The sequence below is a fragment of the Acrocarpospora sp. B8E8 genome, from assembly GCF_039871605.1.
GTDB lineage: Bacteria > Actinomycetota > Actinomycetes > Streptosporangiales > Streptosporangiaceae > Acrocarpospora > Acrocarpospora macrocephala.
This window is the reverse complement of sequence record NZ_JBDPLV010000034.1, coordinates 99,784-119,296: the sequence shown is the minus strand read 5'-3', so window position 1 is coordinate 119,296 and position 19,513 is coordinate 99,784. Positions and strand designations below refer to the sequence as shown.

General features: G+C 67.2%; 20 protein-coding genes. 11 read left to right on the top strand and 9 right to left on the bottom strand.

What is annotated here, in order from left to right; all coding sequences use genetic code 11:
• The 3 genes from ABGB08_RS29705 to iscB all read left to right on the top strand — a co-directional run.
• Nucleotides 1-598: PEP-utilizing enzyme (locus tag ABGB08_RS29705; protein ID WP_347596460.1), on the top strand; the 598-nt coding region annotated here is incomplete at its 5' end.
• A gap of 21 nt (nucleotides 599-619) precedes the next feature.
• A complete protein-coding gene (locus tag ABGB08_RS29700) occupies nucleotides 620-715 on the top strand; it encodes a nuclear transport factor 2 family protein (protein ID WP_347596457.1) in 96 nt (31 codons plus the stop codon).
• 324 nt (nucleotides 716-1,039) lie between these two features.
• Nucleotides 1,040-2,329, top strand: a complete 1,290-nt coding sequence (gene iscB / locus ABGB08_RS29695; protein WP_347596454.1) for an RNA-guided endonuclease IscB — start codon at nucleotides 1,040-1,042, stop codon at nucleotides 2,327-2,329.
• A 30-nt stretch (nucleotides 2,330-2,359) separates the two neighbouring features.
• Here the strand turns inward: iscB and ABGB08_RS29690 are convergent, their stop codons facing one another.
• Entirely contained in the window at nucleotides 2,360-2,584 is a 225-nt protein-coding gene (locus ABGB08_RS29690) for a hypothetical protein (RefSeq protein ID WP_347596451.1), read from the bottom strand.
• A gap of 192 nt (nucleotides 2,585-2,776) precedes the next feature.
• Here ABGB08_RS29690 and ABGB08_RS29685 point away from each other — a divergent pair, with 192 nt between their 5' ends.
• The 3 genes from ABGB08_RS29685 to ABGB08_RS29675 all read left to right on the top strand — a co-directional run bounded on the left by ABGB08_RS29685 (nucleotide 2,777) and on the right by ABGB08_RS29675 (nucleotide 5,706).
• The gene (locus ABGB08_RS29685) at nucleotides 2,777-3,901 is read left to right on the top strand and encodes an AAA family ATPase (protein WP_347596448.1); all 1,125 of its coding nucleotides are present in this window, start codon (nucleotides 2,777-2,779) and stop codon (nucleotides 3,899-3,901) included.
• Nucleotides 3,898-4,413 carry a hypothetical protein gene (locus ABGB08_RS29680; RefSeq protein ID WP_347596445.1) on the top strand — a complete coding sequence of 172 codons (516 nt, stop codon included), beginning with the start codon at nucleotides 3,898-3,900 and terminating at the stop codon, nucleotides 4,411-4,413. Before ABGB08_RS29685 ends, ABGB08_RS29680 begins: the two co-directional genes overlap by 4 nt.
• 261 nt (nucleotides 4,414-4,674) lie before the next feature.
• Nucleotides 4,675-5,706: a small ribosomal subunit Rsm22 family protein gene (locus ABGB08_RS29675; protein ID WP_347596474.1), complete on the top strand. Its 1,032-nt coding sequence runs from the start codon at nucleotides 4,675-4,677 to the stop codon at nucleotides 5,704-5,706.
• 33 nt (nucleotides 5,707-5,739) lie between these two features.
• Here the strand turns inward: ABGB08_RS29675 and ABGB08_RS29670 are convergent, their stop codons facing one another.
• Together ABGB08_RS29670 and ABGB08_RS29665 are read right to left on the bottom strand one after the other, a co-directional pair.
• On the bottom strand, nucleotides 5,740-6,069 hold the full coding sequence (locus ABGB08_RS29670; protein WP_347596442.1) for a hypothetical protein: 330 nt from the start codon (nucleotides 6,067-6,069) through the stop codon (nucleotides 5,740-5,742).
• Nucleotides 6,066-6,299, bottom strand: coding sequence for a hypothetical protein (locus ABGB08_RS29665; protein WP_347596439.1), 234 nt, complete (start codon nucleotides 6,297-6,299; stop codon nucleotides 6,066-6,068). The genes ABGB08_RS29670 and ABGB08_RS29665 overlap by 4 nt, the downstream gene beginning before the upstream one ends.
• 263 nt (nucleotides 6,300-6,562) lie before the next feature.
• Here ABGB08_RS29665 and ABGB08_RS29660 point away from each other — a divergent pair, with 263 nt between their 5' ends.
• On the top strand, nucleotides 6,563-8,242 hold the full coding sequence (locus tag ABGB08_RS29660; RefSeq protein WP_347596437.1) for a PHP domain-containing protein: 1,680 nt from the start codon (nucleotides 6,563-6,565) through the stop codon (nucleotides 8,240-8,242).
• Nucleotides 8,239-8,790, top strand: a complete 552-nt coding sequence (locus ABGB08_RS29655; protein ID WP_347596434.1) for a hypothetical protein — start codon at nucleotides 8,239-8,241, stop codon at nucleotides 8,788-8,790. Before ABGB08_RS29660 ends, ABGB08_RS29655 begins: the two co-directional genes overlap by 4 nt.
• A gap of 72 nt (nucleotides 8,791-8,862) precedes the next feature.
• Here the strand turns inward: ABGB08_RS29655 and ABGB08_RS29650 are convergent, their stop codons facing one another.
• Both ABGB08_RS29650 and ABGB08_RS29645 read right to left on the bottom strand, forming a co-directional pair.
• Nucleotides 8,863-9,222, bottom strand: a complete 360-nt coding sequence (locus ABGB08_RS29650) for a hypothetical protein (RefSeq protein ID WP_347596431.1) — start codon at nucleotides 9,220-9,222, stop codon at nucleotides 8,863-8,865.
• A gap of 154 nt (nucleotides 9,223-9,376) precedes the next feature.
• Nucleotides 9,377-11,569, bottom strand: coding sequence for a protein kinase (locus tag ABGB08_RS29645; RefSeq protein ID WP_347596428.1), 2,193 nt, complete (start codon nucleotides 11,567-11,569; stop codon nucleotides 9,377-9,379).
• 294 nt (nucleotides 11,570-11,863) lie between these two features.
• Here ABGB08_RS29645 and ABGB08_RS29640 point away from each other — a divergent pair, with 294 nt between their 5' ends.
• The 3 genes from ABGB08_RS29640 to ABGB08_RS29630 all read left to right on the top strand — a co-directional run bounded on the left by ABGB08_RS29640 (nucleotide 11,864) and on the right by ABGB08_RS29630 (nucleotide 14,693).
• Nucleotides 11,864-12,742 (top strand): metallophosphoesterase, encoded by an 879-nt coding sequence (locus ABGB08_RS29640; protein WP_347596425.1) that lies wholly within the window; start codon nucleotides 11,864-11,866, stop codon nucleotides 12,740-12,742.
• Between the two features lie 183 nt (nucleotides 12,743-12,925).
• Nucleotides 12,926-13,483 carry a hemerythrin domain-containing protein gene (locus tag ABGB08_RS29635; RefSeq protein WP_347596422.1) on the top strand — a complete coding sequence of 186 codons (558 nt, stop codon included), beginning with the start codon at nucleotides 12,926-12,928 and terminating at the stop codon, nucleotides 13,481-13,483.
• Between the two features lie 28 nt (nucleotides 13,484-13,511).
• Nucleotides 13,512-14,693, top strand: a complete 1,182-nt coding sequence (locus ABGB08_RS29630) for a zinc-dependent alcohol dehydrogenase (RefSeq protein ID WP_347596419.1) — start codon at nucleotides 13,512-13,514, stop codon at nucleotides 14,691-14,693.
• Nucleotides 14,694-14,696: 3 nt separating this feature from the next.
• On the opposite strand, the gene ABGB08_RS29625 is transcribed toward ABGB08_RS29630, so the two are convergent.
• The 4 genes from ABGB08_RS29625 to ABGB08_RS29610 are packed head-to-tail and all read right to left on the bottom strand — an operon-like array spanning nucleotide 14,697 to nucleotide 19,437.
• Nucleotides 14,697-15,425, bottom strand: coding sequence for a hypothetical protein (locus ABGB08_RS29625; protein WP_347596416.1), 729 nt, complete (start codon nucleotides 15,423-15,425; stop codon nucleotides 14,697-14,699).
• Between the two features lie 9 nt (nucleotides 15,426-15,434).
• Nucleotides 15,435-16,241 (bottom strand): hypothetical protein, encoded by an 807-nt coding sequence (locus ABGB08_RS29620; protein WP_347596413.1) that lies wholly within the window; start codon nucleotides 16,239-16,241, stop codon nucleotides 15,435-15,437.
• A gap of 5 nt (nucleotides 16,242-16,246) precedes the next feature.
• Nucleotides 16,247-18,421: a hypothetical protein gene (locus ABGB08_RS29615; RefSeq protein ID WP_347596410.1), complete on the bottom strand. Its 2,175-nt coding sequence runs from the start codon at nucleotides 18,419-18,421 to the stop codon at nucleotides 16,247-16,249.
• Nucleotides 18,418-19,437 carry a BTAD domain-containing putative transcriptional regulator gene (locus tag ABGB08_RS29610; RefSeq protein WP_347596407.1) on the bottom strand — a complete coding sequence of 340 codons (1,020 nt, stop codon included), beginning with the start codon at nucleotides 19,435-19,437 and terminating at the stop codon, nucleotides 18,418-18,420. The genes ABGB08_RS29615 and ABGB08_RS29610 overlap by 4 nt, the downstream gene beginning before the upstream one ends.
• Between the last annotated feature and the right edge of the window lie 76 nt (nucleotides 19,438-19,513).

The following is a 19,513-nucleotide window of genomic DNA, read 5'->3' as shown; positions in this document are numbered from 1 at the left end:
AACGACCTCGCCGCCCACAGCCTTGCCGATCAGGCCACCGCCCGCGCATCACGATCCGGAGTACGGCGGGACAGCCTCCCCTTTTCACGCCGCAGCGGCGTCACCCCGGGGCACGAAGGACTCATTCACCAACCGGGTCAACCGCATCCATCCGGGAGCCTGCCTAGAGTGGGTGCTCACCGATCACGGCCAACCGCACCTAGTCGACTATTCCCTCACCGCGACCTGCGCCGCCCCCAAGACGGCCATCGGCGGCCGAGTCCTTTCCGCGGGCCGGGCACAAGGTCCGGTGCTGGCCGTCGCCGACGGCCCCGCCTTGGAGCGCCTGTCCATCGCGCCCATCGTCAGCATCGGCCACACCGCCAACGTCCCCGACGACGAGACCATCACTGCCTTGCGAGCCCGCATCGCGAACCTGCCCACCAAACCGATCCTGTACGCCAGCCGCCCTTATGTGATCTTGTCGCAGGTCATCGACGACATCGCGGGAATGGTCTTCGACGGCGGCTCGGCCTTGTGTCACCTGGCTATCCTGCTGCGCGAAGCGCAGCTGCCCGCAATTGTCGCCCCTGGTTTCGATATCGACCGACTGGGTTGACCCACCGAATTACTCCAACGCATGTACACCGCGTTCAACAGCCGAAACATCGACGAACTCCTGGCGATCATGAGCCCCGAAGTCGACTGGCCCGACGTAACCGGATCCCCCGCCTGAAGGCGGGGGCTTTCAGCCCGCGTGGCTGAAGGCCCGTGTGTTACCAGACCCAGCCATCACCGACAGGAGGTGACCTTGATGGCTACGTTCCGTGCAGGACGGAAGACCGACCGGGCTGTGCTTCCTCAGCAGCTCGCTCTCGAATTCGAGTCAGCAGACAACCCTGGGATCAGGGACGAAACGGGGCTCGGACGCCGTGTTACGGCATCCGGTGCGGGACATGGTCGAGGGGAGACCACCGGCGGCTCACCTGCCACCGGTGGCGTCACTCCCGAGCCCGCAAGGGCCGGGGAGAGGCCGCGTGAGCGGCACCCGTTCGTGTTCGTGCTCGACAAGCGCGGCACCCCGTTACAGCCCACCACGCCCGCCAGGGCGCGCAGGCTGCTGAAGGCCGGGAGAGCGGTGGTGGCCCGGCACACCCCGTTCGTGATCCGCCTGAAAGACCGCACGATCGCCGACTCGCAGGTGAACGGCGTCGAGCTGGGCGTCGACCCCGGCAGCAAGCACACCGGGATCGCGGTGTTCACCGCCCAGGCGGGCGAGCGGCGCGGCCGGTACGCCGTGCAGCTCGACCACCGCGGCGCGCAGATTCGTAAGAAGCTGGAGCAGCGGGCCGCCTACCGGCGCGGACGCCGTACCCGGAACCTGCGCTACCGCGCCCCCCGCTTCCTCAACCGGACCCGCCCCAAGGGCTGGCTGGCGCCGTCGCTGCGGCACCGGGTCGGCACCACCGTCTCCTGGGTCGACCGGCTCACCCGGTGGGCTCCCGTCACGGCGGTGCACGTGGAACGCGTCGCGTTCGACACCCACGCCATCACCGCCGGCCGCCCTCTGGAAGGCGCCGAGTACCAGCGCGGCACCCTGCACGGCGTCGAGGTGCGCGAGTACCTCCTCGCCAAGTTCGGCCGTGCCTGCGTCTACTGCGGCACCACCGTGGTGCCGCTGAACATCGACCACGTCAACCCCCGCTCAAAGGGTGGCTCGGACCGGGTGTCGAACCTGGTCCTGGCCTGCATCCCGTGTAACCGGGCCAAAGGGAACCGGCCCGTGGAGGAGTTCGCGCCGAAGCGGGCCGTGGAGATCCTGCGCCGGGCGAAGACGCCGCTGCGGGACGCCGCCGCGGTGAACGCCACCCGGTGGGCGCTGTGGCGGGCGCTGGACGCCTCCTGGCCCACGCACACCGCATCCGGCGGGCGCACCAAGTGGAACCGCACCCGGTGCGGCCTGTCCAAGACGCACACGCTGGACGCGCTGGCGGTGGGCAAGCTCGGCACCGTCACCGAACTGGTGGCGGTCGTGCTGGTCGCCGGGTGCGCCGGGCGTGGCGCCTACACCCGCACCCGCACCGACCGGCACGGCTTTCCCCGGCTGCGCATGCCACGGGCCAAGCGGTTGTTCGGCTACGCCACCGGCGACCTGGTCCGCGCCGTGGTCCCCGGCGGCAAGAAGGCGGGCACGTACACCGGCCGCGTCGCCGTTCGGACGACCGGCAGCTTCAACATCACCACCGCCCTTGGCACCGTCCAGGGCATTCACCACCGGCACCTCCGCCTGCTGCAACGCGCCGACGGCTACGCCTACACCACGCAAGGAGAAACCGATGCATCGCAGTGACCGTTTCGACGGCCCCCACCAGATCCGCACCTACTGGCTCCGCCGGTTCGACACGCGATCCCCACTTCGAACCCCCAAGGATTCACGCTCGACCCCCACGGCCGCATCATCACCGACGTACATCAGGTAATCCGAAACCACGCGGGCGAAACTCTGGCCGACCAGATGGTCCAGCACGTCTACACCATCCGGGACGGCCTCATCGAACGCGTGAACGCCCAGATCGTCGAATAGCGACCGGATTCTGAGTCTCATCGTGCGGGTTTTCTACAAATCAGGGCGTAGGATACGGAAGGATTCCTCATCTCCGTACGGAGGCTCGACGTGCTGGTGGGATTCCGAGCAGCGAACGTTCTGTCGTTTCGCCGAGAGTTCGAGCTGTCGCTGCTCGCTCCGGATGGAGCTGACCGGGCCGCGCGAGCTCTCGATGGCCTGCGGGTCTCCCCCGTGGCCGCGGTCTTCGGCGCCAACGCGTCCGGGAAGACGAACGTGCTCGCGGCGATGCGCTGGATGCGCCACGCCGTTCTCGATTCCGTGGCTGACTGGGCAAGGCTCAGGGGCGTGCCGAGGCGGCCCTTCGTGCTCGACCGCGAAGCTACCCAGGAAGCGTCCCTGTTCGAAGTAGACGTGGTCATTCGAGGCGACCGCTACGTCTATGGGTTTGAGGTGTCCGACCAGCGAGTGGAGACGGAGTGGCTCCACGTCTTCCCGGAGGGGAGTCGTCGGCGGCAAGTCTGGTTTGATCGAGACGCCGAGCGGCCGGAACGGGGCGAGGAGGAATATCGTTTCCCGAGCGATCGCCTCAAGGGCGCCAAGAAGCCCGTGATCGAATACACCCGGCCCAACGCCCTCTTCCTCACCGCCGCCGGATCTTTCCAGATGAAACAGTTGGTGCCCTTGCACGACTGGTTCAAAGCCAATCTTTGGCTGGTCAGCCCAGATGACGATCTGCGCCAACGTGACGCGTACACGCGCTGGGAGCTTCTCAAGCCCGCCTTCCGCGAACGCGTCGAAGGATTGTTGTCGGTGGCCGACCTGGGCGTGGCTGGTGTAGTGGTCGAGGATCGAGGCGAGGAACTGCCCGAGGTCTCTTTGACACATCACGGCAAGGACGGCCCGGTGCCCTTCGACCTGGGCCAGCAGGAGTCATTCGGCACACTCGCCTGGTTCGCCTTCCTGGGACCGCTACTCAAGGCCCTCGATGAGGGCGCCGTATTGCTCGTAGACGAACTGGACTCCAGCCTGCATCCCGTGTTGGTGGCCGAGGTGATCCGCCTCTTCGAGGACCCGGTCGCCAATCCACGAGGGGCGCAGCTCATATTCACCGGGCATGACGCGACACTGCTGAGCAAAGCCCATGTCGAGCGCCCACTCGACCGCGAACATGTGTGGATCACCGAGAAACGCAAATCAGGTGAGTCCGAGCTCTACCCACTCACCGACGTCGGTGTACGCGCTGACGAGAGCCTGGAACGTGGCTACCTACGCGGCCGGTACGGCGGAGTGCCCCGCATCGGGCTCGGCGGTATAGCGGTGGAGATCGAGAAGCAGTCTCCTGGAGCCAACCTGTGAGCAAAGTCAGGAGGAAAGGCCCGCCGAGTGGCGCTGCGCGAATTCCCCGTGCCGTCTCCGAGGGCCGACAACGCCGGGTGATCTATGCCGTTGTCGAGGGCGAGAACACCGAGCGCGACTACCTGGAATACCTGGTGGACAGGTTCGCCGGCGATCCACGTACGTTTGAGATCAAGGTCGTCTGGGAGCGCAATGGGCTGAAGCCACACGATGTGGTGAACCGTGCGATTGCGGAGCTCGACGAACTCGACGATCCGCAACGCGAGCAGGTATGGGCGTTCTTGACAGAGACGAACATAGTCGTCTTGAGGAGTCGTACGGGCGAGCGGAATCCGCGGGTGTGCGAACCGCCTTCTCCAACCCGTGTTTCGAACTTTGGCTCCTGCTGCACTTTGTGTCTGGCGTGTCTGGTGGCCAAACGTCGAAAAACGTTCAGGATAAGCTGCGCGCGGCTCATCAGGCGTTCCGTGACTTCGGCAAGAGCCTTGCAACACCTCACCAGCGGGCGCTGAATGGGCAAGAGGCGGCAGCCGCCAAGCGGGCGAAGATGCTGATCGCCAACTGCCCGAGTTTGATATGCACAGCCAAGAGTGGCCACGCGAAAGACTGCCGGGTGCTTGACCGCATCCCGTCCACCGAGGTGTGGGAGTTCCTGGCGGAGCTCGGGATCGTATCTTGGTGAACAGCCGATCCGGCAACGGAGCTCCTCGGACCGGCGTGGGTCCGGCACTACACTGAATTGGCGCATGGCCGACGGCGGGCGCCAGGTGCTGATGGACTGGAACTTGGAGCACTACGTTATGGCCGTCACGGCTAGTCTGCCGGGCGATCTCAACGACGCACTCGATGCCGCGCTCAGGAGATTCGCTCCCGCTGATATGGCGCGATCCGTGCAGGATTTGATGAGGCAGTATCGGGATGGGGTTGCTCCCGCTGAGGTCATCCTCGACTCGGAGATCGATGTTGCGGCGTATGCCGGGTATCGGATGCCTGCGACGTTCGCGGCGGTGTCGGCGGCTTTGCGTCATACGGCGGAGTTGGCGCCGGGCTTCTTGCCGCGTTCCCATGTGGATGTCGGTGGTGGGACCGGGGCCTCGGTGTGGGCGGCGGCGCGTGTCTGGGAGTCGCTTGAGAAGGTGACGGTTCTGGAGCAGTCGCCCAAGGCGATCGCCATGGGTGAATGGCTGGCGAAACGGTCGGAGAGTTCGGCTGTGCGTAGGGGTCAGTGGAGGCGTGGAGTTATCCACAAGGCTGTGGATAAACCTGTGGCGGATCTGGTCACCATGTCGTACGTGCTGGGCGAGTTGCCCTCCGCTGTGCAGGAGAGCGTCGTCGGGTCGTTGGCCGCGGACGCCGAGATGGTCGTGTTGATCGAGCCTGGCACTCCGGCGGGATACGGCAGGATCCTCGCCGCCCGCGATGTGCTGATAAATCATGGTCTGTCAGTGGTGGCTCCTTGCCCGCATGACCACGCCTGCCCGATCCCCCGCGGCCGGGACTGGTGCCATTTCTCGGTACGGCTGAACCGCACCGCCCTGCACCGGCAGATCAAGGTAGGCACCCTCAGCTTCGAAGACGAGAAGTTCTCCTATGTCGCCGCCTCCCGCCACCCCTGGCCGCGGGCGACCAACCGGGTCCTACGCCATCCCACCCAACGCAAGGGAATGGTCTCCATGCGCCTGTGCACAGACGAACACGGCCTGACCGACGCCATCGTCTCCAAACGCCAGCGCGACCTCTACCAGCACGCCCGCGACATCTCCTGGGGAAACCAATGGCCACCGGCGACTGCGGAGAATCACTGACGTTCCACGAGGACGAAAGGCGTGGTGAGCACGTCAGGCAGCGGAGATATGACGCAGGAGTTCGGCTCGATCGGCCTGTGAGATCCCTGCCTCGGTCAGCTGAGAGGCCAGGGACTCCAGCGCCTCCTGCACTCCGGGCAGCGCGTAGACATACTCCACCACGATGGGCGTCTCCTCGGGCAGGTCCAGGACGAAGTGCTTGAACTGCTCGACCTCGGCATACAGGTCAGCGAGGGTCTCGCCTGCCACGCATCCGATGGTGTGGTCGACCGGGGCGGCGACCCAGACCAGTGCGCCGGTCTGCAGGTCTTCTTCGCGGGTGATGTGAAAGGTAAGCCGGTGGGTGGCGGTGGTCGTGGTCATTTGAGCCACTCCTTTCCGAACAGATGCTCAAGCGCGCGCTGGAGCTCCAATACGGCACGAGCCGTTACCGGCCGTACCGGCACCGAGGCCCGGCCGACCACGATCTGATCGCGGTCGTGGAGCAAGACTAGGCGAGCCGACCGAGTCGTCTCCGCCCAATCGACCCGCAAGTCGTGCTGCCGGGCGAGTTCGTATATCCGATCCCGGATCTCGGCGTAGCTAATCAGCACGTGGCCAACGTAGCCGGACGGGACGAAGTTCGAGGGGGCCTTCAAACAGATCACTGGGTAGCCCCGGCACCGAGACGACGGAGATAAGGGCAGCCACGGCGGGACTACGAGTCGGTGCTGGTTTATGCGTGTAGGCGAGTGATGGTGTCGGGAATCGGGTGGTTCGGGTGGTGACGCTTCACTCGTTGGATTGATCGGTGTCACCGGGTGTTCTCACGGGTGGCCCATGGTCTGTTCCGTACCAGACGGATACGGAGGCGACAATGGGCCACAGTCACCACCATCATGACCAGCACGAGCACCATCACGATCACGCGGGCGACCTGTCCGTGCCGGAGCGGGAACTGGAGCCGGGTGAGTTGAACCGGCGGTCGCTGATGCGGCGGGCGGGGTTGCTCGGTGCGGCGGCGATGGCGGCGGGGGCGGTGGCGAGTCCGGCCGCGGCGGCGACGCCTCGGCATCCGGGGCGGGAGCCGCGGCACGGGTACCAATGGCTGGCGGGCGATCACCACATTCACACCCAGCACAGCAGTGACGCGCTCTACCGCGTGGTCGACCACGTGCGGCACGCCAACGCGTACGGTCTGGACTGGATGGTCATCACCGACCATGGTGGCGCGGCGCACGCCAGGATCGGTGTGGAGAAGGTGAATCCGGACATCGTCCAGGCGCGTGAGGCGTACGAGGATGTGCTGATTTTTCAGGGGCTGGAGTGGAACATTCCGGCCGCTGAGCATGCCACCGTTTTCGTGCACCCGGGGCGCAACGAGGTCGCGGTGCTGAAGGAGTTCGAGAACTCCTACGACGGTTCGGTCAAGAGCGCCAACGACAGCACGCCGGCCAATGAGGCGCTGGCCGTGGCGGGGATCGCGTTCCTGGGTGAGCAGGTGCGGCGGCGGCGCGTTCCGGACGCGCTGTTCTTCGCCAACCACCCGGCGCGGCGGGGCGTCGACTCGCCGCACGAGATCCGCGCCTGGCGGGACTCGGACCCGTCGATCGCGGTCGGTTTCGAGGGCGCGCCCGGCCACCAGGCCGCGGGGATCAAGGCGCCGCTCGGGCCGGGCAGCGGGCGTGGCTTCTACAGCGGCAGCCCGAGCGCGGCCTCATTCCCGGCGTATCCGGTCGAGAGCTACCGTACGTTCGGCGGTTTCGACTGGATGACGTCCACCGTCGGCGGGCTCTGGGACAGCTTGCTCGCTGAGGGCAAACCATGGTGGATCAGCGCGAACTCGGACTCGCACCAGGTGTACGGGGACACCGCGCAGCGCGGCCCGAACAGCGACTTCGAGGCCAACGGGCGCTACAACGACCCCGTCTACGGGCAGCCCACGCAGGTCACGGCGGGTGACTTCTGGCCGGGCTTCTACAGCCGCACCAACGTCGGCGCCGAGGACTTCTCCTACGCCGCCGTCATGCGCGGCCTGCGCGCGGGCCGGGTCTGGGTCGACCACGGCAACCTCATCAGGGGCCTGAACGTGCGCGCCCGCGTCGCCGGGAGCCGGGATTCGGGCATCACGCTCGGCGACACGCTGGCGGTCCGCAAGGGCACGCCGGTCGAGCTGGTCATCGAGATCGATCTGGCCGCCGAGCCGAACTGGGCGCAGTTCGTGCCGGTGCTGGCCCGGGTGGACGTCATCCAGGGCGACGTCACCGGACCGGCCGCCGATCCCGACGTGTTCACCACGCCGAGCACGAAGGTCGTCAAGTCCTTCGAGGTCACGGCGGGGGCGAAGGGATCCGTCCGGTTCGTGTACGGGATCGGGCCGGTCGATCGGCCGATCTACCTGCGGGTGCGCGGCACGGACGGCAAACGCTCCGCGGTCGGCCTGCTCGGTGCGGGCGTGGACCCGGCCGGGCCCCAGATGGACGTGCTCGGCGACGCCGACCCGTGGCTTGACCTGTGGTTCTACAGCAACCCGCTCTGGGTGCGTCCGCGCGGATGACCATCCTGGGAATCGACGCGGGCACCCCCGACGTCGCGGCGGCCGAGCATCTGATCCACGACCTGGTGACGATGCTCGGGCCGCCGACGCTGGCCTGTACGCACTTCGTGCGCACCGGCCGCCCCCATGTGGCGGTCACCCTCGTCGTGGAACCTGATGTCCAGCCCGAGCAGTTGGCGGAGTACGGCGTTGCGTGGGGCGACAGGCGTACCGGGCCGGAAGAACTGGCGGCAGGGGCGTCGCAAGCGGTGGCCGAATTTGAGGCCGGAGGCGGGCGAGCCGTGGTTTTCGCCGGATCCGCTGGAATAGGTGGTGTGCTGACGGTGGCGGAGTTGGTCGAGCGGTCGGCCATCGAGCAGGTGTCTGTGCTGGCGTCGCCGTCCCCGGCCGGACCGGAGGTCGTGCTGGATACGCGCGGGTATCTGCGGCCGGAACGGAAAAGCGGAGTGCTGACCCTCGCCGCGACGCCGGGATTGCTGCCGGATGGGTCGGTAGGGCTGGTGCCGTTTGAGATTCTTGATGTGCAGGCGTGCTGCGGGGGGCACTAACTAAGAACGTGCCTGGTTCTGTCGTGACGGCGTTCGTAAATCTTCACCGTCCCTACGAGTGCCGCGCCGACCTCATGGGACGCAGTGTTTCTTAGAAGAGGTCTCGTATCCCTGGGAGTATCCAGAGCCGTAGCCTGCTCTGTACCCCACCCACCAAGCACCCTCCTTATCCGCGTAAGCCAGGGCGTATCCCTTGTTCACGTCGAACTGGCAACGTTGCCAAGCATCCTGCTCAGCGGCCGCCATGCCGTTGCGTGTGCCTTCCGCGTAGCCCTCTTGGTACGGCGACGGTGGATCGGCGCCCGGAGCCGCCGTCATCGAGGTGATGACCTTGGCCGACGTGGAGTCGGTTGAAGCCTCCGAACTGCTGACCGGGCACAGCGCGGCAGTGACGACTACGGCGCAGCCAATTGTTGCGCGAAGGTCACTCATATTCGATTTCCTCCGCTTTTCACACTAATGCGCGGTGAGGAAATACCTCAACCACCGCACTTTAAAGATTTGGGACGTCCAGTTTTGCCGTGATGCGGAGACGGCCTCAAGTAACCGGTGCCAAGTGCGGCGGCAGCGGCATTCTGAAAGTGTTCTAGGTGAGGTTCCAGAGTCTGATTGTTTCGTCTTTGCTGCCGGTGACGGCGATGGGTTTGCCGTTGAGTTCGGCGAAGGTGACGGACCAGATGCAGTCGGTGTGGCCGGTTAGTGGGGGGCCGAGTAGCTTTCGGGTGGAGAGGTCCCAGGCGCGGGCGGTGTTGTCTTCGCTGCCGGTGAGGGCGATGACGTTGTCGCCGATTTTGGTGAGGGCTACCGACCAGATCCAGCTGGTGTGGCCGGTGAGGGGGGCGCCGAGTTGGGTTTGGGTGGTGAGGTCCCAGATTCTGGCGGTGTTGTCTTCGCCGCCGGTGAGGGCGATGGGCTTGCCGTCGAGTTCGGCTACGGCGACGGAGCGTACCCATCCTTGATGTCCGGTTATGGGGGCGCCGATTTGTTTTCTGGTACGGAGATCCCAGAGGCGTACCGTGCTGTCGTCGCTGGTGGTGACCGCGATCGGGGTGTTGTCGAGCGTGGTCAGGGCAACGGACCAGACGGTGTCGGTATGGCCGGTGAGGGGGGCGCCGATCTGTTCGCGGGTGCGGAGGTTCCAGATTCGGGCGGTTTTGTCGACTCCGGCGGTGATGGCGATGGGGGTGCCGTCGAGGTCGCCTAGGGCGACGGCTTTGATGCCGCCGGGGTTTCCGGCGATGGGTGAGCCGGTGCGCCGGCGGGTGTTGAGATTCCAGACCAGGGCGGTGCCGTCGTCGCTGCCGGTGAGGGCGATCGGTTCGTTGTTGAGGGTGCCGATGGCGACGGAGCGGACCCATTTGGTGTGGCCGGTGAGGGTGGGGGTGAGTTCCACCCCTTGGATCAGGTCGACGACGCGGGCGGTGTTGTCGTCGGAGCCGCTCACGGAGATGGGGCCGTCGAGTTGGCCGATCGCGATCGAGCGGACGTCGTCGGTGTGGACGCGGATGGGGTCTCCGACAGGGGTGCCGAATGTGGAGGAGGGTTTGAGGGTTGTGCTGGTGCGGGCTTGGTTTGTGGGGGTGCTGTTCCGCGGCCACAGGGTGACGGCTGTCAGCACGGCGGCGACCACGAGAATGCTGCCCAAGACGAGCAGGATCGGGGTGCGCCGGGATTTACGGACCGGCTGGGTGTACGGGAGGCCATTCGCGGGCTGCCCGGACGAAGCATACGGCGACGCGAGATCTGTGGACGGAGGGTCCATGGACGCAAGGCGCGTGGAGGGGAGATCCGCGAAAGGCCGATCCGTGGCGGAAGGGTTGGTGGAAAGTCGATCCGTGGGGGGAAGGTTCGCGGTCGAACGAGATGGAATATCGGGCGGGGCATTTACGACGGGTGCGGGGCCTGCGACCGGAGCGGCACCCGGGAAAGAAGCAGCACCCGCGACCGGAGCGATGCTCGGGAGAGGCGCAGCGCTCGCGGAAGGGGCAGGAGTGTCATCGCCAGTCAAAGTTCTGACGAGGTCAGCCGCCGTAGGCCGGTTCTCGGGTGATTTATCCAGACATTTCGTGATTAATGGGCGCAGGCTGTCGGGGACGCCGGACGTGTCTGGGGTGCCGTACAGGAGGGCGTGCAGGACCACCGGGACCGAGTCGCCCTGGAAGGCCGGACGGCCGCTCGCCGCGTACACCATCGTGGCGCCCCAGCTGAAGACGTCGGCGGCCGGACCCACCTCGCCGGACGCGACCTGTTCGGGCGCCATGTAGCCGGGCGTCCCCATCGACCCCGTGTGCGTGACCGTGTGGTCAAGCGCCCGCGAGATGCCGAAGTCAATGACCACCGGCCCTTCCGGGCCCATGATGACATTGCTCGGCTTGAAGTCCCGATGCACGACCCCGGCCCGATGAATAGCGGCCAGCGCGGTCGCGGTAGCCACGGCAAGCCGCTCAAGCCCTCCGCCCGTGCGCGGCCCCTCCTGCCGTACGACATGATGCAACGACGCGCCAGGCACGAATTCGCTGACAATGTACGGCTGATTGTCATGGACGCCCACATCCAGGACCCGCGCCGTGCAGAAAGGCGCCACCCGCCGCGCGAGTTCCACTTCCCGGAAGAATCGGCGGCGCGCGCCGTCGTCCTCGGAAAGCGTCGCATGCAATATCTTGACCGCGACCTCGGCCCCCGACGGCGCGGTGGCCCGATGGACTTCGCCCTGCCCGCCGCTCCCGATCCGGCTGGTCAGCCGATAGTCACCCAGGTCACGGGGTTCGGCACTGGGCAAGAGCCACCTCTTCAATAAACCACTCGATCGGCCACCCAATAATACGCGCCGACCATCCCGCGACAGTCAGCCACCGAATCCTCCATTGCCCGTCAATTCACCTCCGATTAGCGCGGAATTTCTCGTCCGTACATCAAGGCGTAGACTGATCGCAAAGCATCAAGAAGATCAGGCCTGGCCGCCGAGGAGCGGTGGAGCGGTTGGACGTGAGCTACCGGGCGGGAACCGGTGGCTGACGCCGTATCGTTGCGCCACTCCTGCGTCGCCGGGTCCTCGAACGTAGGAGGACATGCGATGAAGGTCGCATTCTTTGGTGATGTCCATGGCTATGTGCTGCACGCGCTGGGCGCGGCGGTCATGCTCCAGAACCGGCGGGGAATCACCCTCGACGCGTTGATCCAGGTCGGCGACCTGGGCGCGTTCCCCTCGCCCGAACGCTGGGACGAACCCAGCCGCCGCTTCGGCGCGAACGCCCCAGCCCAGGGCGATTTCTTCCGCCTGCTCGACCCCTCACCACACCTCGCCGCGGGAGTGCGGCTCGCGCTCGCGGAACTCCCGCCATTCCTGTTCGTGAGCGGCAACCACGAAGACCACGAGTGGCTCGCCACCCTGCACCAGGCGTCCGCCGCCGGCGTGACCCCCGTGGATCCGCTCGCCGCCTACCACCATGTCGCCTGCGGCCAGGTCCTGGACCTCGCCGGTCAGCGCGTCGGCTTCCTCGGCATGGTCGACGTGCCCGGCAAAATGGACTTCGACCCCGACGCCTACGCCTACTTCCTCACCGCCGAACCCGGCAGCGTAGACATCCTGATCACCCACGAAGGCCCATACGGCATGTCGCGCAACGTCCACGGCCACGTCCAAGGATCCGCGAAACTGACCAAGCTCATCGAGCATTTACAACCCCGCCTGCACGTCAGCGGCCACTACCACCACGAGAACGGCCACCGCCACTATGGCCGGACCATCTCGTACGCCCTCGCCCAACTGGTCCCACCCAAGATCACCCGTTGGGACCCCAACCCGGTCAACCCGCAGCAACAGGTCGCCCCCGGCAGCATCGCCCTGCTCGACACCGATACCGGCACGTTCGACTACATCCACGACCCCTGGCTGGCCGAGATCAGCGGCGACTACCTCGACCTGGCCAAGCTCGTCGCGACCTCTCGTTGATCCCCAAGCCACACCCACCGGACGTTGCGCTCTCCCCCAAACTTCCCCAAACGCGTACCCAATTCGGGCGTGGGAGCGCGCCCACCCGGTTCGACCCGACATACCTGGGCATGCGTGACCCTTAACCGCAAATAACGCGAAAGCAGCGAAAGTAGCGCAAGCAGCGAATAAGGAAGAAGGGTCATGAAGGACACAGACATGGACGTCATCACGTTTCTCATGCGCCAGCACGACGAGATCCGGGAGCTGTTCGAGGAAGTCGTCACCACCAAGGGCACCGGCCAGCAGGATGTCTTCCACCATCTCGTCCGCCTGCTCGCCATCCACGAAACCGCCGAGGAGGAGCTCGTCCACCCGTACGCCCGCAAGGCCATCGCCGGCGGCGACAAGGTGGTGGACCAGCGGCTCCAGGAGGAGAACTCGGCGAAGGAGCTGCTGAGCCGCCTCGACGACATGGGCACCGACCACCCCGACTTCCTCAAATACTTCGACGAGCTCCGCACCGACGTGCTCGCCCACGCCGAAGCCGAGGAGAAGTTCGAGTTCGCCAAGCTGCGCGAGAAGGCCAGCGGCCCGCAGCTGCGCGCGATGACCGCGGGCGTGAAGGCCGCCGAGGCCCTGGCCCCGACCCGCCCCCACCCGGGCGTCGAGTCCGCCACCAAGAACGTGCTGCTTGGCCCGCCGACCGCCATCATGGACCGCACCCGAGACGCCATCCGGGCCGCGATGGGCAAGTCCTGAGCACGCCAGAGCGAACCGAGGAGGAGACGTGAAGGCTCTCACCTGGCACGGAAAGCGCGACGTCCGCGTCGACGAAGTCCCGGACCCGGCGATCAAGGAACCCAACGACGCGATCATCAAGATCACCTCAACCGGGATCTGCGGCTCCGACCTGCACCTCTACGAGGTGCTCGGCCCGTTCCTGGCCGAAGGCGACATCCTCGGCCACGAGGCCATGGGCATCGTGGAAGAGGTCGGCTCCGAGGTCACCAACCTCAGACCCGGCGACCGGGTGGTCATCCCGTTCAACATCTCGTGCGGGCACTGCGTGATGTGCGACAACCGCCTGTACGCCCAGTGCGAGACCACCCAGAGCCCCGAGTACGGCACCGGCGCCGCCCTGTTCGGCTACACCAAGCTCTACGGCCAGGTCCCCGGCGGCCAGGCCGAATACCTGCGCGTCCCGCAGGCCCAGTTCGGCCCGATCAAGGTGCCCGACGGCCCTCCCGACGAGCGTTACCTCTACCTCTCCGACGTCCTGCCCACCGCCTGGCAGGCTGTGCAGTACGCCAACATCCCGGACGGAGGCAGCGTCACCGTCCTCGGCCTCGGCCCGATCGGCCAGATGTCGGCCAGGATCGCCCGCCACCTCGGCTACCGCGTCATCGCCGTGGACGGCGTGATGGAACGCCTGGCCATGGCCCGCCGCCACGGCGCCGAGATGATCGACGCCAGCGAGACCCACCACGTCGCTGACGCCGTACGCGAGTTCACCGGCGGCCGGGGCACCGACGCCGTCATCGACGCCGTCGGCATGGAGGCCCACGGCTCTCCGGCCGCCAAGTTCGCCCAGACGATCACCGGCCTGCTCCCGGACAAGCTCGCCGCCACCCTGATGACCAACGCGGGCATCGACCGCCTCGCCGCCCTCACCATGGGCATCGACATCGTCCGCCGCGGCGGCACCTTGTCCATCTCCGGCCTGTACGCCGGCACCGCCGACCCGCTGCCCATGCTCCGGATGTTCGACAAGGGCATCACCGTACGCATGGGCCAGGCCCACGTCCGGCGCTGGACCGACGCCCTGCTCCCGCTCGTCAACGACGAAACCGACCCGCTGGGCGTGATGGACTTCACCACCCATCAGCTGCCCCTGGACCAGGCCCCGCACGCCTACGAGATGTTCCAGAAGAAGCAGGACGGAGCCATCAAGATCATGCTCAAGCCGTAAGGGTCAGATCTCGCCCACCTTCCGGGTGGGCAGGCCGAAGCCCGACGCGATCGGATTCCAGATCGCCACGAATCGCGTCTTGTGCGTGGTTGCCCGCTCGGAGTTCCAGTTGCCTGCGCCGAAGGCGGGACTGCCCGAACACCCGGCGGCGAGGAATTCCTCAGCCGCCGCCTGGTAGGCGGCATCGGCCTGGTACGAGGAGTCGAGCGCGCTGACGAGATGCCCCTTGAGCGCCGTGCCTTCGGACAGGAAATCGACCCGCAGGTCCCGGGCCGACTCCAGCTGGGCACGGCGCGCCTCGGTGATGTCGGAGATGACGCCGATCGCGCTGGACTGGCACCTGGTCACCCCGGCGATCGCCGCACCCAGATCCAGCCGGCTGGCCTGGCTGTTGGTGAGCAGGTCGTCGATCGCCGTGGCCTGCTCAGCGGACAAGTCCAGCGGAGAGGGTGATATCGACGGCGACGGCGACGGAACGGGAGTCTCGCTGATCTCGCTCACCAGCGAACCGGTCGTGACGGGGGTCTCGTCGCCGTTTAGCAAGATCACGGCGACGAGGACTCCCATCAGCGTGAGAACCGCCAGGAAGGGAACGGCCGGGGCAACCCGCCGCCGCTGCACGGGCAGCTCGGCCGCGAGCAGCACCGCGTCGCAGTGGGGGCAGGTGGTCTGCTCGCCCGCGTCGTTGCCACACTGCCCGCACAGCCAGCCGGTGGTTCGTGCAATCGCCACAACATCCTCCTAACTGGCATCGTCCGGGTCGCTGAAGACCGACCCGGGAACAAGATCGGGCACGGGGAGTCCCATCATCTTCAGCGTGTTGCGCATGACCGTCTCGCTGCTCGCGACGAAGTCGAAGACGTTGGCGGCCTGCTGCGCGTCGACCACCCGCTTGACCATGCCGAGAAACGCCTCGGCCTCGCTGCGCCGCTCGCCGAGCATGGTGTCGGTCACGTCGGCGATCCCGGTCGGGGTCTCGGCGAGGCGGACCGCGTGCGGCGTGATCCAGTCGTCCAGGCCCTCGGACAGGAGCTCCCGCCAGCGCCGGCGCAGGTCGGTCATCGCCTCGATCTGCCGCTTGGTCGCCTCATGGTCGGCCTCGCGTTCCAGCCGCTGGTGCAGGAACTGTTGCTGCTGCTGGACCACCGGCAGCGGCGGCAGGAGCCGGATCACCGCCGTGCACTCCAACTGGACCCCGTGGTCGACGACCCGGACACCCTTCAGCTTCTCGTTGACCATCGCCTCCGCGTCCGCCGCCCGATGCGGCTCGAACCCGCGGGCGTAGAAGCGGATGGTGTCCTCCACGAAGTAGCGGAACCGCTCCCGGCAGAGGTTGACCTCGCTGGACAGCGTGCCGGCCGGGCAGTTGCCGGTCGCGCGCCACTGGAGCCGGACCGTCACCGGGAAGTGGAAGCTGTCGTTGAACGCGGGCGTCTCGAAGGCGAACGGCGGATCGATCACGTGGGTGGAGGTCGATTCCAGAATGGGGGTGGACCGGAACCAGGATCGGATGACGCTGGTCCAGCCGGTCCTTTCAGGCCGCGTCATGGACATCAGGGACTTCTCCGATCGAGGTAGGCGAGGAAGGTGTTCGCGGTGGCCGTGGAGATCACCCGGTCCCGCCACCAGCTGAGGTAGAAGCGCAGCGCCCGGCGCAACCTCGGGTCGGCGCCGAGTCCGGCGACGAAGTCGCCCAGGAGCGGAGCCAGTCCCGGATCGGTGTCGGCGTGCCGCGCCCACGCGCCGAAGGCGGGCCAGGCCCGGCCGCCCTGGTCGGCGAGCGCGTTACGCCATAACTGCATGATCTCGGCGCGCACCCTGGCCCCTCCCTCAACGGCCTCGCCCTCAACGAGCATGCCGAGCAGCAACGGCCGGTGCGGCTCGTGATCGCGGGTGGCCACGGCGAGGCGGAGCATGGCCTCGACGGCGGCCGTGCGCAGGCCGGTGTTCCCGGCCCTGGCCCAGTCGGCCAGCTCCCGGACGATCTCGCGGTGCGCCCCGCCGAGCGAGAGCTCCGCCATCGCGCGGGCGGCCTCGGTGCGCAGGTCGGCGCGGGCGGTGGCGGCGATTCCGCGCAGGCCGGACAGGGTGTCGCCGATGTCCAGGAGCCCAAGCGAGGTGGCGTAGGCGCGCACGGCCACCGACCGCTGCGGCAGCGTGCCGCGAGCCCACGCCTGCAGCCGCTTCCGCACCCGGGGGGCGAACCTGGCCTCCTGGGCGGCGGCCTCCAGCGCCCACGCCGCCAGCCGGTGACCGGCCACCCGGTAGGCGCGCACCCACGGCTGGATGAACTCCTCGTCGATCGCCGTGTAGTCGTAGCCGGCGAGCTTGCCGATGGCCTGCGCGGCCGCGATCCTGACCTGGGTGTCCTCGTCCTCGGTGAGGTCGGACAGCCAGTCGGTGAGCGGCTCGCGCAAGGTCGGATGATTGTGCCAGGCCACATCGAGGATCATCGGGATCAGCGCGGGCACGCGCAGCCGGATGCGCCGCTCGGTGCCCTCGTCCTGGTGGTCGTCCTCGGCGTGGGCGTACTCGAGCCAGCCGGACAGGGTCTCGTCGAACGGCGACCAGGTGGATTCCACAAACGGACCATCCCGCTCGACGTCCACCTTCTCGGCCAGCCGGAGCGTGGCCGAGGTGATCGTGACCATGGACTTGCCGTCCAGCACGGCGAGGGCCAGCACGAAACTCCGGCGGTAGATGGACTCCTTGGCCTGCGTTGCCGATGCGGCCGGGCCGGGGGCGAGCAGGCTCTGGGCGCGCTCGCGCAGCCGGGACGGCCGCTCGTCGCAGACCTCGTTGATCACCTCGTCCAGGTCCCGGCCCTGGCGCAGCCGATTCAGGACCGACATGGCCAGCGCGTACGCCTCCCGCGGCCGGGTATCGCTGTCGAGTTCCTCCCGGATGCGCTGGTGCTCGGCCAGCCGCCTGGCCTGCCGGTCGGCCTCGAAGCGGCTCTGGTCGCGCAGCCCGTACGCCAGGCAGCGCTCGAACACGCGGATCGCGTGGGGCGGGACGTGGCTCACCACGTAGGTCGAGCGCTGGACGGGGGTGAGGTGGGCGCGCTCGCTCAGGAGCACCACGAAGGCGGACTTGGCCTGGGTGGCCAGGTGGGTCAGGTGCTGGAAGACCGCCTGGTTCTTGCTCCTGGTCCAGTCGGCGTCGCTGGCGTCGATCAGGTAACCGGTCTCGGCCTTCACGTCGGCGAGGCGGAGCCGCCGGGGGTCGGTGACGCCGGGCAGGGTGACGACGCGGGGTCGGGTTCCGAATCGGGCGAGCGCGGCCAGGGCGAGCGTGGTACGGCCCGAGCCCAGCGGCCCGGCCAGCCCGTGGACCCGGCCGGGTTGCATGGCCTCGGCCAGGGTGGTGAGGGTTTCGGTGACGACGAGGTATTCCGGGTCGAGACGGGCAAGCTCGTCCTCGGTCAGCGGGATCGGCTCGGGTCGCTGCTCGTGGCCGGGCGAACCGATGGTGATGTCGCCGTCCGCGTGATAGATCCGCCCGCCCTGGGGCATGTTGAACTGGTTCTTGATCGCGGTGCCGTCGCCGAAGGCCGCCGCCCCGACGGATTCCGGATAGAGCCGGGACAGACCTTCCAGGCGAAGCAGCCGCTCGCGGATCTCCTCCGCCAGTTGCTCGTGCGGCCGCGCGGGTTCGCCCTTCTCCGCCTGAAGCCGCGGCGGCTCATCGGAGTCCGGCTCCTTCGGGGGCGGGTCGATCTCGTTCACTGCTCGTCCGCCTGCGTCTCGGTGACCTCCATGGAGCCTTCGCTGTAGTTGATCCGCGCGTGTGTTCCGGGCACGTTCCACTGGTTCCTGATGGCGGTGCCGTGCTCCCCGGTGGCGAGCGCGTCCACTTTCTCGATCTTCGGCTGGATCGTCTCGGCAGGCTGTTCGGATTCGTTTTCGGTCATGGAACGCTCCTTCGACTGATCGACCAGGGTGATGGTGGCGCCTTGGGTCTTGAGCTGACGGTTGAGGCGTCGGAGTTCGAGCGCGGGGACCAGGCCGAGGTCGGTCAGGCGGTCCTCGATCTGCTCGAACGCGCGGATCGCGTCACCGGCGCCACCGGCCCGGCTGAGTGATTGCATGTACAGGCCGGCGACGATCTCGTTCGGCACCGGTTCGCTGGAAAGCTGGGTGAGCGCGGGAAGCAGCTCCACGTGGTGGCCCATCTCGGTCCGGGCCTCCAGCCAGGCGATCAGGGTGTTCTGGTAGCTCTGCTGGAGCGAGCCTCGGTACCCGGCTGCCCACAGACCGTTCAGTCCTGCCAGCGGTTCACCCCCGCGCAGCCCTTGGGGGATCTCGCCCCACTGCCGCAGGGCTTGCTCGGCGATCCGGACGAACTCGCCCTTGTCCGTGGCGGCCTGGGCGAGTTTCACCAGATCCTCGAACCGGTAGGCGTCGACCGCCACCTCTGGGCCAACCAGCAGCCGATAGCCCTCCCGCTTGTGGTTGTCCGGGATCAGAGCCCCCGCATCCGGATGCGCGACACGCAGCTTCGTACGCAGCTTGTCCATATGGCTGTAGAACAGCCCGATCGGATGGTCCGCCTTCCTCCGGCCTTCCTCGCTCAGCCGTTCCGTCAACTGCGCGGCCGAGAGCGCCCCACCCCGGAGCTCGATCAGGGAGGCCAGCAGCAGCTGGGACTTGGGGGGCAGGTCAACCGGTTCGCCGCGGACGTGAACCTTGACCCGTCCGAGGAGTGAAACGTCAAGCAGGGGACTTTTGTTGAGGTTTGTCATACGAATCCACCATCCAAGGCGAGGTTTCCGCGAGCCTTTCGGCTAACCACGGCGTCGATGCTGGTGCCACGGCCGG